The organism is Aestuariibaculum sp. YM273 (assembly GCF_030908365.1).
Taxonomy (GTDB): domain Bacteria; phylum Bacteroidota; class Bacteroidia; order Flavobacteriales; family Flavobacteriaceae; genus Aestuariibaculum; species Aestuariibaculum marinum.
Genome location: NZ_CP133090.1, coordinates 2,476,495 through 2,491,197, shown reverse-complemented (window position 1 = coordinate 2,491,197; position 14,703 = coordinate 2,476,495). Strand labels below are relative to the sequence as shown.

Here is a 14,703-nt window from a genome sequence, read left to right as displayed (position 1 = left end):
TTGTTATGATGAAAAAATTAATCCTCCCCATATTGATTCTTTTTATTTCAGCAAGTGTTTTTGCACAAGGCCATGGTGATAAATTTAAAGAACTTAAAATTCCATTTATATCAGAGCGCTTAAATTTAAGCCCTGATGAAGCTGAAAAGTTCTGGCCTATTTATAACAAGCATGAAGAAGTGTCATCGAAACTAAGAAATGAAATACACGGAATTCAGTACAAAATAAAAAAGAACACTAAAGATTTATCCAATGAAAAGGCAAAAGAATTACTTGAGAGTTTAAGCGCCTGCGAAAGAAAACGATTAGATGCTGATGATAAATTAGATCGAGATCTTCTTAAATTTTTATCACCCAAAAAGGTTTTATTGCTAAAAGGCGCTGAGAAAGAATTTAAAAAACGTCTCTTTGATAGCTATTTGGAAAAGAAATTAAAGTCAAAAAAACAATAAATAAAAAAAGGAGCTTTTTAAAAGCTCCTTTTTTTATTCCTTAAATGTTAGTTTCGCTATACGCTTAGTGCCTCCTGCATAAGCGATTGAGTCGTTTATAAATCGAATAGTATAAAAACTCTCATCACTTAAATGCGCCCACGATTCACCTCCGTCTTTACTATAATCTATACCTTTAAAGCCAACAGCAACCAATTCTTTTCCTTCACGTTTTGGTAAAAACTGTACACAACTCCTATAACCCGGCACTTGCTCATCAGCTACAATATTCCAGGTTTTACCACCATCAACCGTTTTTATTTTATTAGCTTTATTAGCATCTGGCTTTGTAAAATCACCACCAATAGCATAGCCTACATTTTCATCATAAAAAGCAATTGAATATATCCCTTCGGTTTCAGCATCCTGAATTACAGGTGTTTTTGTTACAATCCAAGTTTTTCCTTTATCTTCAGTAAAGTACACATTGCCTCTTGTCGTTGCTACCCAGGCTTTGTCCCCAATTACTGCAATATTAGTATTACTCGCAGCAAAAGCCCCCTCACCTTCTTCAGCTTGAGGAAGCTCCTCACATGAAACTTTATTCCATGTCTGTCCACCATCTCGGGTAATTATAATAGACAAGCATCCATTCACGCTATCTCCAACAGCTATGCCTTCGGCGTTATTCCAAAAGGTCATAGCATCATAAAACACACCTTCGGTTGTTTCTTTGTACACCAATTCCATTCTACCGTCATCGCCCGTTTTATAAAGCAATGCAGGATTTTCAATACTCAACATAAAAAAATCGGTTGCTGTATGTGCAACAGCTCTAAAATGAAGATTTAAAGAATCGTATTGCTGAACAGAAGTCTGCCACATTTTTGTATTCGGATTATACAATCCGAAAGTCCCATTGTTTCCAGCAAAAGCCAGACTTTTATCATTTAAAATTTCAATCGCTCGAACGCTTAACAACGAATCCTCCAGAATCGTTTCAACATCTACAGATTTAAAATCTCTTGCAATAAACTCAGCTTTTTGCTCACAAGAACATAAAGATATTACCAACAAAAAGGTAATTAACAAGTATTTCATAAGTCTTAATTTTTACTAAAAGTATAAAAGCTATGTAAATAAAAACTTAAAGCTATAAACAAATTAACTTTTAAATGTACCTTTGCAGCCTCATATTTTATATACAATGCGATTACACAGAAATTTATGCTTTGCAGTTATAGATGGTTTAACCCTAATCTTTAACGAAGGGAAATATGCCGATAAAGTAATTCAACAGCTTTTAAAGCGCGACAAACGCTGGGGTAGCCGTGACCGTGCTTTTGTGGCTGAAACTACTTATGATATTGTACGATGGAAACGCCTTTACGCTGAAATTGCTGAAGTTAAAGAACCGTTTGACAGAGATAACCTGTGGCGTATGTTTGCTGTATGGGCAACCCTTAAAGGTATTAAATTACCCGATTGGAAATATTTTGAAAACACCCCAACCCGCAAAATTAAAGGACGTTTCGATGAATTATCTAAAATTAGAAAATTCAAAGAAGCTATCCCAGACTGGATTGACAACTTAGGGGAAAAAGAATTAGGTGCCGCAGTATGGACTAAAGAAATTGAAGCTTTAAACGAACAAGCCGATGTTATTTTAAGGGTAAATACCTTAAAAACAACCAAAGAAAAACTTCAGGCTGAATTATTTGATAACGATATTGAAACCGAATTTTTAGCCAATTATCCGTACGCTTTAAAATTAAAGGACCGTGCAAATGTATTTTCTACTGAAGCATTTAAAAACGGACTTTTTGAAGTTCAGGATGCATCGTCTCAAAAAGTGGCCGATTTCTTAGATGTAAAACCAGGGATGCGGGTTGTAGACACTTGCGCAGGTGCTGGTGGTAAAACTTTGCATATTGCTTCTTTAATGGAAAACAAAGGACAAATTATTGCAATGGATATCTATGCTAACAAACTACATGAGCTAAAGCGTCGTGCCAAGCGTAATGGTGCTCATAATATTGAAACTCGTGCTATCGACTCTACCAAAGTGATTAAAAAACTTTACGATAAAGCCGATCGAGTGTTAATTGATGCGCCTTGTTCTGGTTTAGGTGTCCTGAGAAGAAACCCTGATTCTAAATGGAAACTAGAAGAAAGTTTTTTAGAAAAAATTAAAACTACGCAGCAAGACATTTTGCAACAATATTCAAGAATGGTTAAACCTGGTGGAAAGTTAGTTTATGCGACTTGCTCAGTATTACCATCTGAAAATCAACAACAAGTTGAAAAATTCTTAACATCAGAATCCGGAAAAGACTTTATATTTGTAAAAGACGATAAAGTATTATCGCACAAATCTGGTTACGATGGATTTTATATGGCCCTTTTAGAAAAGAAAGCCTAATTCAAAACATATACTGTTTCATCTGACCATCAAACACCTATAAATTGATTCAGATGAAACAGCTTTACTTGTTTTTTTCCTTCCTCCTTTCAACCTTTGCTTTTGCTCAGTTAACACCTCCATCGGAACTACAGGCTTATTACAGTGATGTAGACTTTAGTTTAACCGGTAATGCTTTGTATGATGACTTAGCGACAGCTACAATCGCCAAGCATACTAACTTTCTTTCCTATTCAGATAGACACGATTACCTTTATGATGCCGATGAAGACTTAAGTAACTCTAACAATGTTATTTTGGTTTATTCTGGAGAAAGCAGATCAAAATTAGAATATTTATCAGGCAATAATCCAAATACGCCTCAAACTTTTAACACGGAACACATCTACCCCAGATCATTATTAGATAACAGTAATGCTGAAGGCGACTTATATCATCTAAGATCCTGCGATATAGACATAAATTCCAACCGTGCCAACAAGCCTTTTAGCAGTGGTTCTGGAAGTTATACTTCCTACACGAATTCCTGGTATCCAGGAGATGAATGGAAAGGCGATGTAGCCAGAATGATTATGTATATCAATTTAAGATATAACGAACCATTTGAGGACGTTGGAACGCTTAACTTATTTTTAGAATGGAACGCTGAAGATCCTGTTTCTTCTTTTGAAGATCATAGAAATAGTGTGATTAGTGCCGTGCAAGGTAACCGAAACCCTTTTATAGACAACCCATATCTCGCGACTGTTATATGGGGTGGCACAACAGCTGAAAATACATGGGATGGTAACCTTTCAACTAACACCGCTTCTCCTCTTGACTTGACAGTTTTCCCTAACCCGGTTAAAGAACGCTTCGTTTACATATCTGCCACGCAAGAATTAGATGCAATAATCTATAATGTTTTGGGCAAAGAAGTTCTAAAACAACACCTAAATGAGAATACTAAAAAACTTGATATCAGCCAACTCACTAGAGGCGTTTATTTAATGAAATTAAGTTCAGATTCCGGCACCATTACGAAGAAACTGATAAAACAATAAATTGCAAATTCATCAACTTGAAAGACCATCTTATCGATGGTCTTTTTTTATTTTTATGGTATGACTGAAAAATTTGTTTTTCATATTTCAACCGTAATCAATGAATACATTGAATCGATACATGCTGTTTCTGGAGGAGATATTTCTTCTGCTCATAAATTCGTAACTTCTAACCAAAGTTACTTTCTTAAAACAAATACAGCCCCCAATGCTTTGCATATGTTTCAAACCGAAGCTGAAGCTCTTGAAACCATAGCTAAAACGAATACAATTGCTACACCAAATGTTATTGATTGTTCTACATTCGAAAACACATCTTATTTACTTCTGGAATTTATTGAAAGTAAATCCCCTTCATCAGAAGATTTTAAAACTTTAGGAAAGCGACTCGCGGCACTTCATCAAAACACCAATTCCTTTTTTGGTTTACAACAAGATAATTTCATTGGAAGCTTCAATCAGTCAAACACACCCACCGACTCTTGGAATACGTTTTATGTTAATGAGCGACTGTTTCCTCAATTACAATTGTCTATTAAAAAGCAACAGCTCTCTGCTTCAGATTGTCCTTCAAAAGAACAGATATTAAATAATCTTAAACCCTTATTTCAAAACATAACACCTTCACTTTTGCATGGCGATTTATGGAGTGGTAATTATTTAATTTCAGAAAACGACACGCCTTTTCTTATCGATCCGGCTATGTATTTCGGACATTCAGAAGTAGATATTGCCATGACTAAACTCTTTGGTGGATTCTCTGAAGACTTCTATAAAGCATATCACGATAGCATTCCTGCCGATGAATTCACTTTCAGTCGCATAGAGATTTATCAGTTGTATTACCTCTTAATTCACCTTAATTTGTTCGGAAAAAGCTACTACCCCTCAGTAATTAATTTACTAAAAAAATACTTTTAAAAGACCTGAAAATCACAGTGTAGATTATTCGAAAATGCTTTCATAAAAAAAGCCTCGTAAATGACTAAAAAAGTGTATTTTTGCATTTTCTAAATGACAACAATAATACATCTAAAATGATTCATTTCTTTGGAAACGTAACCGGTAAAGTTTTTGCCGTTCAAACAACAAAAGAATTATCAACCGAAACCATTGCAAAATTAACATGGTTATTTGGCAATCAGCCAAAAATAGAGCAAGCATCGCTGGATGCTTTTTTTGTTGGACCACGTGCGGCTATGATTACGCCTTGGAGTACCAACGCTGTTGAAATTACTCAAAATATGGGTATTGAAGACATCATTCGAATTGAGGAATTCGAAGCTGTTACTGAAGATTTTAAAGGGTATGACCCAATGATTTCTGAAAAATTCAACAGCTTAAATCAAGAATCATTCACAATAGATATCAAGCCAGAATCTATTCTGGATATTGAAGATATTGCGGCTTACAACATTCAGGAAGGGCTTTCTTTAAGTGATGAAGAAGTAGCTTACTTAGAAGGTGTTTCTAAAAAAATTGGTCGCCCGTTAACCGATTCTGAAGTATTCGGTTTCTCACAAGTAAACAGTGAGCACTGTCGTCACAAAATTTTCAACGGAACATTTGTTATTGATGGTGAAGAAAAACCGACATCATTATTCAAAATGATTCGTAAAACGTCTGAAACCAATCCTAACGATATCGTTTCTGCATATAAAGACAATGTTGCTTTTGTAAAGGGACCTGTTGTTGAGCAATTCGCTCCTAAAACTGCTGATAAACCAGATTTTTACGAAACTAAAGAATTTGAATCTGTTATTTCATTAAAAGCGGAAACGCACAACTTCCCAACTACTGTAGAGCCATTTAATGGTGCTGCAACAGGATCAGGAGGTGAAATTCGTGACCGTTTAGCTGGTGGTAAAGGCTCGTTACCTTTAGCTGGTACTGCGGTTTATATGACGTCTTACTCCCGTTTGGAAGAAAATCGTCCTTGGGAACAAGCTATGGATGAGCGCAAGTGGTTATACCAAACGCCAATGGATATCTTAATTAAGGCTTCTAACGGAGCATCAGATTTTGGTAACAAATTCGGTCAGCCATTAATCTGTGGTTCGGTATTAACATTTGAGCACGAAGAAGATGCCAGAAAACTAGGTTTCGATAAAGTGATAATGCAAGCTGGAGGTATTGGTTACGGAAAAGCTGAACAAGCTTTAAAAGATACCCCTAAAACCGGCGACAAAGTGGTTATCCTTGGTGGTGAAAACTACCGTATCGGTATGGGTGGTGCTGCGGTATCAAGTGCTGATACTGGAGAATTCGAATCAGGTATCGAATTAAACGCGGTACAACGTTCGAATCCTGAAATGCAAAAACGTGCTGCTAACGCGGTTCGTGGTATGGTTGAAAGCGATGAAAACTACATTGTTTCTATCCACGATCACGGTGCTGGTGGACACCTAAACTGTTTATCGGAATTAGTTGAAGAAACTGGTGGACACATCGATTTAGATAAATTACCTGTAGGAGACCCTACATTATCAGATAAAGAAATTATCGGTAACGAATCTCAGGAACGTATGGGATTAGTGATTGCCGAAAAACATATTGAAACATTACAAAAAATTGCCGATCGTGAGCGTTCACCAATGTATACTGTTGGAGACGTTACGGGTAATCACCGTTTCACTTTCGAGTCTAAGACCAACGGTCACAAACCAATGGATTTAGCCATGGATGATATGTTTGGAAGTTCACCAAAAACGTACATGCATGATAAAAAAGTAGCTCGCAATTATGCCGATGTTGCTTATAACAAAGAAAACTTCTACAATTATTTAGACCAGTTATTACAATTAGAAGCTGTAGCCTCTAAAGATTGGTTAACCAATAAAGTAGACCGTTGTGTTGGTGGAAAAGTAGCCAAACAGCAATGTGTTGGACCATTACAAATTCCATTAAACAACGTTGGTGTGATGGCCTTAGATTATAAAGGTAAGGAAGGTATCGCCACCTCTATCGGGCACTCGCCTATTTCGGGATTAATTAATCCGGTAGCAGGAAGTAGAAACTCGATTACTGAAGCCTTAACCAACATTATCTGGGCGCCATTAAAAGACGGATTACAAAATGTTTCATTATCGGCAAACTGGATGTGGCCTTGTAAAAATGAAGGTGAAGATGCGCGTTTATACGAAGCTGTTGAAGCGGTTTCAGAATTTGCGATCGACTTAGGCATCAATGTTCCTACAGGAAAAGATTCCTTATCTATGAAGCAAAAATATCCTAACGAAGAGGTTATTGCTCCTGGAACGGTAATTATTTCAGCGGCAGCAAACTGTATTGATATTAATAAGGTAGTTGAGCCTGTATTCCAAAAAGGTGCTGGTGATGTGTATTACATCAACCTATCTCAAGATAACTTTAAATTAGGTGGAAGTTCATTTGCTCAGGTGGTTAACAAAATTGGTAACGACACACCAAATGTTCAATCTGCTGCTTACGTTAAAACCGTATTCAACACCATTCAACAATTGATTCTTGACGGACAAATTGTTGCTGGTCATGATGTGGCTTCTGGTGGTTTAATCACGACGTTGTTAGAGTTATGTTTTGCTGACAACAATTTAGGTGCTGAATTAGATATCACACCTTTAGCTGAAAACGATTCATTTAAAGTGTTGTTTGCTGAAAATGTTGGTTTAGTCATTCAGTCTAAAGACGCTTCAATCGAAACGGCGTTATCTGCTGCTAATATTGACTTCTTCAACATTGGTAAAGTAACAGAATCTGATGTACTAAGCATCATCAACGGAACGGACGTATTTACCATGACGGTATCTCGTTTACGTGATATGTGGTACAAAACATCATTCTTATTAGATCAAAAACAAACGGCTAACGGTTTAGCACAAGACCGTTACAACAACTATAAAAATCAACCATTACAGTACACCTTCCCAAGTCACTTTACAGGGAAACTTCCTGTAATCGATGCCAATAAGCCAAGACCAAAAGCAGCGATTTTACGTGAAAAAGGAAGTAACTCTGAGCGTGAAATGGCCAATGCGATGTACTTAGCTGGATTTGATGTAAAAGACGTTCATATGACCGATTTAATTTCTGGTCGTGAAACGTTGGAAGACATTCAGTTCTTAGGTGCTGTTGGTGGATTCTCGAACTCTGACGTTTTAGGTTCAGCTAAAGGTTGGGCCGGAGCCATCAAGTACAACGAAAAAGCAAACGAAGTGATTAAAAACTTCTTCAAACGTGAAGATACGTTATCGGTTGGTATTTGTAACGGTTGTCAGTTATGGATGGAATTAGAATTAATTAACCCTGAGCATGATGTTCATGGTAAAATGGTTCATAATGATTCTCATAAACACGAAAGTTCATTTACTTCAGTGAAAATTCAAGAGAACAACTCGGTAATGCTTTCAAGCTTAGCTGGAAGCACTTTAGGAGTTTGGATTTCTCACGGTGAAGGTAAATTTAACTTACCAGAATCTGAAGACCAATACAATATTGTTGGTAAATACGCTTACGCGGAATATCCACACAATCCAAACGGATCGGATTACAACACCGCTATGCTATGTGATACAACAGGCCGTCACTTAGTAACGATGCCTCACATTGAGCGTTCTACATTCCAATGGAACTGGGCACACTACCCAAGCAACAGACAAGACGAAGTATCGCCTTGGGTTGAAGCTTTTGTTAACGCCAGAGAGTGGATTGAAAATAAGTAATTCAAAAGTCATAATACAAAAAACCTCTTCTTTAAAAAGAAGAGGTTTTTTTCCCAATAAATATAAATTAAGCCAAAGCTAATTCTTTCTCTTTCTTCTGTTGTGCTTTAACCACCAATTGCTTCATTAATAGCGATACAATAAAGGCTATTACGAACAATCCGGAAAAGACGGCTAAGGTTGTATCTAAAGATCCTGTCGCCGATTTAACCACATCGTAAATTGTTGGTCCTATAACACCGGCCAGTGCCCATGCTGTTAATACCATACCATGAATTGCACCTAACTGTTTGGTTCCAAACAAATCACCTAAAAATGCCGGTAATGTTGAAAAACCACCTCCATACATGGTTATCACAGTAAATAATATGACTAAGAATGTTAACTCAACAGATATTTTTGGTAGGAAATAAAATGCCAGTATTTGAAAAACAAAAAATACTATATAAGTATTAGCTCTACCTAAATAATCTGAAAGACTAGACCATAATAATCTACCAAGTCCATTAAACACCCCTATTAATCCAACAATAGCAGCAGCTTCCATTGGTGTATAATTTAATTTCTCCTGCATCATCGGGCTTGCTGCAGAAATAATAGCAATACCACATGAAATGTTTATAAACATCATTATCCAGATATAATAGAATCGTCTGGTTTTTAAAGCTTCATTAGCATCTATATTTGCCATATCGGCTTTAATGACTTTACCTTCGCCCTCTTTATATCCCTCAGGCATATATCCTACTGGAGGACGCTCGATATATCGAGCAGATGATAGAATAATTATCATATAAATTATTCCTAAAATATAAAATGCATTTGCGACTCCAACAGCATTAAATAACGACTGCATAATAGGCCCAAAGATTAAAGCTGAAAAACCAAATCCCATAATAGCCATTCCAGTTGCCAAACCTCTTCTGTCTGGAAACCATTTTACCAAAGTACTTACAGGAGTAATATACCCTAACCCGAGTCCTATACCACCAATAACACCGTAGCAAAGATAAAATAAGGTTAAGGATTCTAGTTGTACGGCCAATCCAGATCCCAGAATACCGATTCCGTAAAAAATGCCTGCCGTTGTTCCACTAACTTTAGGACCAACTTTTTCAACCCAACGACCTAAAAAGGCCGCAGATAATCCTAATAAAAGAATTGCGATTTTAAAAGCCCATTTTACAACACCTCCATCGACATCAAAAATATCTTTAACGGGGTTAGTCATTACAGAGTAAGCATAAACAGATCCAATTGAAATATGTATACCTACTGCAGAAGCTGCAATTAACCATCTGTTTTTTAACTTTTGCTCTTTCATATTGGTTTAGTTTAAGTCTGATTAGTTTATTTCATTTCCTATAAAAAAGATTGTATACCATAAACACCCTTAAACATCCCCACTGTAAATACAGCAGAAACACAAACTACAAGTATTGCTAATGGTATGACAAACTTATCGGCTATCGATAAATTTTTAGGTCTGTCTTTATCTCCTATTAAGCCATTATTATCTAAAAACATTGCTAACGCCCATGCTAATACTGGGTTGGTTACCATAGCTGTAAAAATACACACCCCGGCGGCCTGAGCACAGGTACTTTTTTTAACCATTTGTATACCCGCTTCAATCATAGGTAGAAACACACCAACAAGTAGCGCTATACATCTTACCGGAGGCCAGACAGCAACATCCATAGGGCTTCCTAGAAAGGCAACAGCCATCACCATAAGTCCTAGTAAAATAGCACCTGCCGGAATAGGTCTTTTCGCAATCGCTGCCGGAATCATATAGGTACCCCAAGAAGATGTAATATTTCCACCACCAACAGCGGTTCCAACCATTTGGCGGAACGAACACATCGTCATGGTATCATCGACATCCATTAATACTTTTTCTGTTTTTTTAGGATAATTCATCTCCTGAAAAATACGATGTCCTAAAAAGTCTGGAGACCACATCGCTACGGCAAGAATAGCAAAAGGTAAAGACGCTATAAAATGCTGAGCAGTAGGTAAACCAAGCATCCAGCCTTCTTCGGTGCTACCCCACCAATACGCAGGATTTAAATTAGGAAGTCCCATTTCTGTTGTAAACTGAAGGTCGAACCCTGCTCCGCTAATCAATGCTATAACTAAAGCTGCCGCTGCGGCCGCAGGTATAGCCAACCAGCGTTTATCTATTCGGGCTAAATAACTATATAAAATAACGGTTACCGCCAGAATAACCAATCCTAAAAATCCCATAGAACCTGCGGTTACGGTTTCAGATTCTAGTCCCATACCCCAGGATTGAATTGAATTTATCTGACTAATGGCTCCAGTAAATCCTAAAAAGATGAGTAATCCACCAGCAACGCCTTTACTGGTTAAATCCACCAGTCGTGAACCTAATTTAAAAACACTAAGCAAGAGTCCTAAAACACCAATTAAAATGGCTAACGCCAAAGGGTGAGCGCCTGCCAAAGCAATACTGGCAATTAAAGGAATCATAGGACCGTGATTTCCGGCCAGATTAGCTCTTGGATTTAAAAACCCGGAAGCCAGAATTACAAACAAAAACGCAGGTATAATCATTTCTACCCGCGATACTTCAATGGCAAATTCTTTACCTAAAGTTACATGATCCCATGCTTCAGAAAGACCGTTAGCCCAGGCCATCATTACAGAGGAATACATGGCAATAATACCAAGGGTTCCAGCTAATGCCGGCACTATATCTTCCCATTCAAATCTAAAATCTCTTCCTGGCAAATTAAGCCTGAATCGTTTAGGTTTCATGATTTGTAATTCATGATCCAGATATTCAGATCGACTTTCAAAATCTGAGGCCGGTCTGTGCGCTTCTTTATATGTTTTCATTCGAAATATTATTAAGGGTCAGTTGGTTTAATTTGATTATAAGTTTAGTTATATCTAATCCATTGCTTTTTAATTGACTTTCACTTCTTTAAAATAATTTTGTAATACTTGTACGGCATCGTCAATTTCTTCTTCAGTGTTTTCTCTGGCATCCTTTAATTCATACTCCCATCCTAAGGCTTCCCATTTATGGATACCTAATTTATGATAAGGTTGTAATTCAATTTTTTCAATGGTTTTATAGTTTTGGAAGTATTCTCCAAGTGCTCGCAATAACTCTGGTTTGTTGGTTATACCCGGGATAAGCACATATCTTAACCACATTGGTTTTCCTGAAGCTTCACGATGTTTAGCGAAATTGAATGTCGTTTCTTTATTTTTTACACCTGTTAATGCCTCAAACCCTTCTTCAGTCATGTGTTTTATATCTAACATCACTAAATCGGCGTAGCTATCAAGTAATTCTTCTGTAAAATGATTTAATATGCGTCCGTTGGTATCGATATTGGTATGGATACCTTCTTCCTTTAATCGTTTAAAAAAAGGAATTAAAGCCTTAGACTGCAATAAGGGTTCTCCACCGGAAACCGTAACACCACCTTTTTTTCCAAAATAAGGTTTTACTTTCAGCGCCATTTGAACCAAATCTTCAATGTGATATTCCTCTCCGCCATGGGTATCTATCGTATCCGGATTGTGACAATACTGGCATTTTAATTTACAGCCTTGTAAAAACACAACCATACGAATACCAGGCCCGTCATGGGTTCCAAAGGATTCAACAGAGTGAACATTTAATATATTATCTTGATAGTGTAGAGACATAACCTTTTAAGAATACCTGAAAGAAAGGTGTTTTGTCGACGCTTTCTCCCAGGTATTTCTGACTTAAATTGATATTAAAAAAGTTTACATGGATTCATGAAAAGAACGTGTAATAACTTCCAGTTGCTGTTCTTTTGTTAATCTTACAAAGTTTACAGCATATCCTGAAACACGAATGGTTAACTGTGGATATTCCTCTGGATGCTCCATCGCATCGATAAGGGTTTCCTTATTCAACACATTAATATTAACGTGATGTGCGCCTTTAGAAAAATAACCGTCTAAAATTGTTGTTAGATTCTCTATTCTTGTTTCTTCATTGTGTCCTAATGATTTTGGAACAATAGAGAAGGTATTTGAGATACCATCCTGAGAATCTTGATAATTAATTTTAGCCACAGAATTTAACGATGCAATAGCGCCTTTAGAATCTCTACCATGCATTGGGTTTGCTCCTGGTGCAAAAGGCACTCCTTTAGCTCTACCATCTGGTGTTGCTCCTGTTTTCTTACCGTAAACCACGTTAGATGTAATGGTTAATACCGATAAGGTTGGCTCTGCATCTTTATATACAGCTAACTGTTTTAATTCGTTGTTAAAATCGGCTACGGCATTAGCAGCTAAAGCATCTACACGGTCATCGTCGTTACCGTAGCAAGGGAATTCACCTTCAATTTTAAAATCGACAGTTAATCCTTCTTCGTTTCTAATAGGTTTTACTTTAGCGTATTTAATAGCTGATAATGAATCGGCAACAATTGATAAACCTGCAATACCGTAAGCAATGTTAATACTTGGGTTGGTATCGATTAAGGCCATTTGCGCTTTTTCGTAATAGTATTTATCGTGCATGTAGTGGATAATATTCATTGAATCGTTATACACTCGTGCTACTTGTTTCATGGCAATTTTAAAGTTAGCCATAACAGTATCATAATCTAAATACTCTCCTTCTAGCGGAGCAATACCATCAACCATTGGGGTTCCGGTCATTTCACAACGACCTTCGTTAATAGCTAACAATAATGTTTTTGCTAAATTGGTTCTGGCTCCAAAGAACTGAATTGATTTACCAATAGCCTGGTGAGATACACAACAAGCGATTCCATAGTCATCACTTCCTCTGCTCTTACGCATTAATGCATCATTCTCAAACTGAATCGATGAAGTATCAATCGCTACTTTAGAACAGAAATCTTTAAAGTTTTGTGGTAAATCATCAGACCAAAGAATCGTCATATTTGGTTCTGGTGATGGCCCTAAGTTATATAATGTATTTAAGAAACGGAATGACGTTTTAGTCACTTTAGTTCTGCCATCTTCAAACATACCACCAATTGCTTCGGTTACCCAAGTTGGATCTCCTGCGAAAATCTCGTCGTAAGCCCCCATTCTTAAGTGACGAACCACACGTAATTTCATTACGAACTGATCGATATACTCTTGAGCTTCCTGCTCAGTAATAAGTCCTTCTTCTAAATCGTTTTGAATGTATATATCTAAGAATGTAGACACGTTACCTAAAGACATTGCTGCTCCATCTTGTTCTTTAACAGCAGCCAAGTAAGCCATGTACGTCCATTGTACAGCCTCTTTAGCTGTTTCAGCAGGACGACTTAAATCTAAATCGTATTTAGCTCCTAAAACAATCATGTCTTTAAGCGCTCTGATTTGCTCTGCTACTTCTTCACGTAAACGAATAACAGCATCGGTCATTGGACCATTAATATTAGCTAAATCTGCTTTTTTGGTCTCAATTAAATAGTTAATACCATATAAAGCGACTCTTCTGTAATCTCCAATAATTCTACCTCTGGCGTAGTTATCTGGTAACCCTGTTAAAAATCCTAATGAACGGTATTTTTTAATTTCGGCGTTATAAGCATCGAAAACACCATCGTTATGTGTTTTAACATACTTAGAAAATAATTCGGTTAATACCTCGCTTGGTTGTAAATCGTGCTCTGAAAGTGCTTTTTGAACCACTTTAAAACCTCCGAAAGGTTTCATAGTACGTTTTAGCAACTCATCGGTTTGTAACCCAACAATAACTTCATTTTCTCTATCGATATATCCTGCATTAAAGGCACTAATTGTAGAAATAGTGTCGGTATCTACAGAACGAACCCCATTGTGCTGACGTTCTTCCTGAATAGCTTGCTTACAAACTTCCCATAATTTGAGTGTTCTTTCGCTAGGTCCTACTAAAAATTGATCTGTTCCATGATAAGGTGTGATGTTTTGTAATACAAAATCTCTAACATTGACTTGTTTTGTCCAAATTCCACCTTTTAAACTTTTTGTTTCCATTTTATGCCTGGTTAAATATTATAATAATCATTTATTTAAGCTACTTCAAAAGTAGAAACAAGACACTTCTAAAAAGATGACAATTATCATAAAACCAGTAAGCATCA

At 36.8% G+C, this 14,703-nt stretch carries 10 protein-coding genes; 5 read left to right on the top strand and 5 right to left on the bottom strand.

Annotation, left to right across the window (positions count from 1 at the left end; genetic code table 11):
- Positions 1–5: 5 nt before the first annotated feature.
- Complete coding sequence (locus RBH94_RS10690) at positions 6–452, top strand: hypothetical protein (RefSeq protein WP_188224393.1); 447 nt, start codon at positions 6–8, stop codon at positions 450–452.
- 33 nt (positions 453–485) lie between these two features.
- On the opposite strand, the gene RBH94_RS10685 is transcribed toward RBH94_RS10690, so the two are convergent.
- A complete protein-coding gene (locus RBH94_RS10685) occupies positions 486–1,532 on the bottom strand; it encodes an oxidoreductase (protein ID WP_307880887.1) in 1,047 nt (348 codons plus the stop codon).
- 106 nt (positions 1,533–1,638) lie between these two features.
- On the opposite strand from RBH94_RS10685, the gene RBH94_RS10680 reads away from it, so the two are divergent.
- The 4 genes from RBH94_RS10680 (at position 1,639) to purL (ending at position 8,596) form a co-directional block, all read left to right on the top strand.
- On the top strand, positions 1,639–2,853 hold the full coding sequence (locus RBH94_RS10680; RefSeq protein ID WP_188224395.1) for an RsmB/NOP family class I SAM-dependent RNA methyltransferase: 1,215 nt from the start codon (positions 1,639–1,641) through the stop codon (positions 2,851–2,853).
- A 53-nt stretch (positions 2,854–2,906) separates the two neighbouring features.
- Entirely contained in the window at positions 2,907–3,896 is a 990-nt protein-coding gene (locus RBH94_RS10675; RefSeq protein WP_307880886.1) for an endonuclease, read from the top strand.
- 60 nt (positions 3,897–3,956) lie between these two features.
- Positions 3,957–4,817 (top strand): fructosamine kinase family protein, encoded by an 861-nt coding sequence (locus RBH94_RS10670; protein ID WP_307880885.1) that lies wholly within the window; start codon positions 3,957–3,959, stop codon positions 4,815–4,817.
- A 116-nt stretch (positions 4,818–4,933) separates the two neighbouring features.
- Positions 4,934–8,596, top strand: a complete 3,663-nt coding sequence (gene purL / locus RBH94_RS10665) for a phosphoribosylformylglycinamidine synthase (RefSeq protein ID WP_307883158.1) — start codon at positions 4,934–4,936, stop codon at positions 8,594–8,596.
- Between the two features lie 67 nt (positions 8,597–8,663).
- Here purL and RBH94_RS10660 read toward each other — a convergent pair whose 3' ends face one another.
- From RBH94_RS10660 to pflB, 4 genes are all read right to left on the bottom strand, one after another.
- Positions 8,664–9,920, bottom strand: a complete 1,257-nt coding sequence (locus RBH94_RS10660; RefSeq protein WP_307880884.1) for an OFA family MFS transporter — start codon at positions 9,918–9,920, stop codon at positions 8,664–8,666.
- A gap of 38 nt (positions 9,921–9,958) precedes the next feature.
- Entirely contained in the window at positions 9,959–11,461 is a 1,503-nt protein-coding gene (locus tag RBH94_RS10655; RefSeq protein WP_307880883.1) for a DUF3360 family protein, read from the bottom strand.
- Between the two features lie 69 nt (positions 11,462–11,530).
- Positions 11,531–12,286: a pyruvate formate-lyase-activating protein gene (gene pflA / locus RBH94_RS10650; protein WP_307880882.1), complete on the bottom strand. Its 756-nt coding sequence runs from the start codon at positions 12,284–12,286 to the stop codon at positions 11,531–11,533.
- Between the two features lie 84 nt (positions 12,287–12,370).
- Positions 12,371–14,596 carry a formate C-acetyltransferase gene (gene pflB / locus RBH94_RS10645; protein ID WP_307880881.1) on the bottom strand — a complete coding sequence of 742 codons (2,226 nt, stop codon included), beginning with the start codon at positions 14,594–14,596 and terminating at the stop codon, positions 12,371–12,373.
- Positions 14,597–14,703 lie beyond the last annotated feature (107 nt).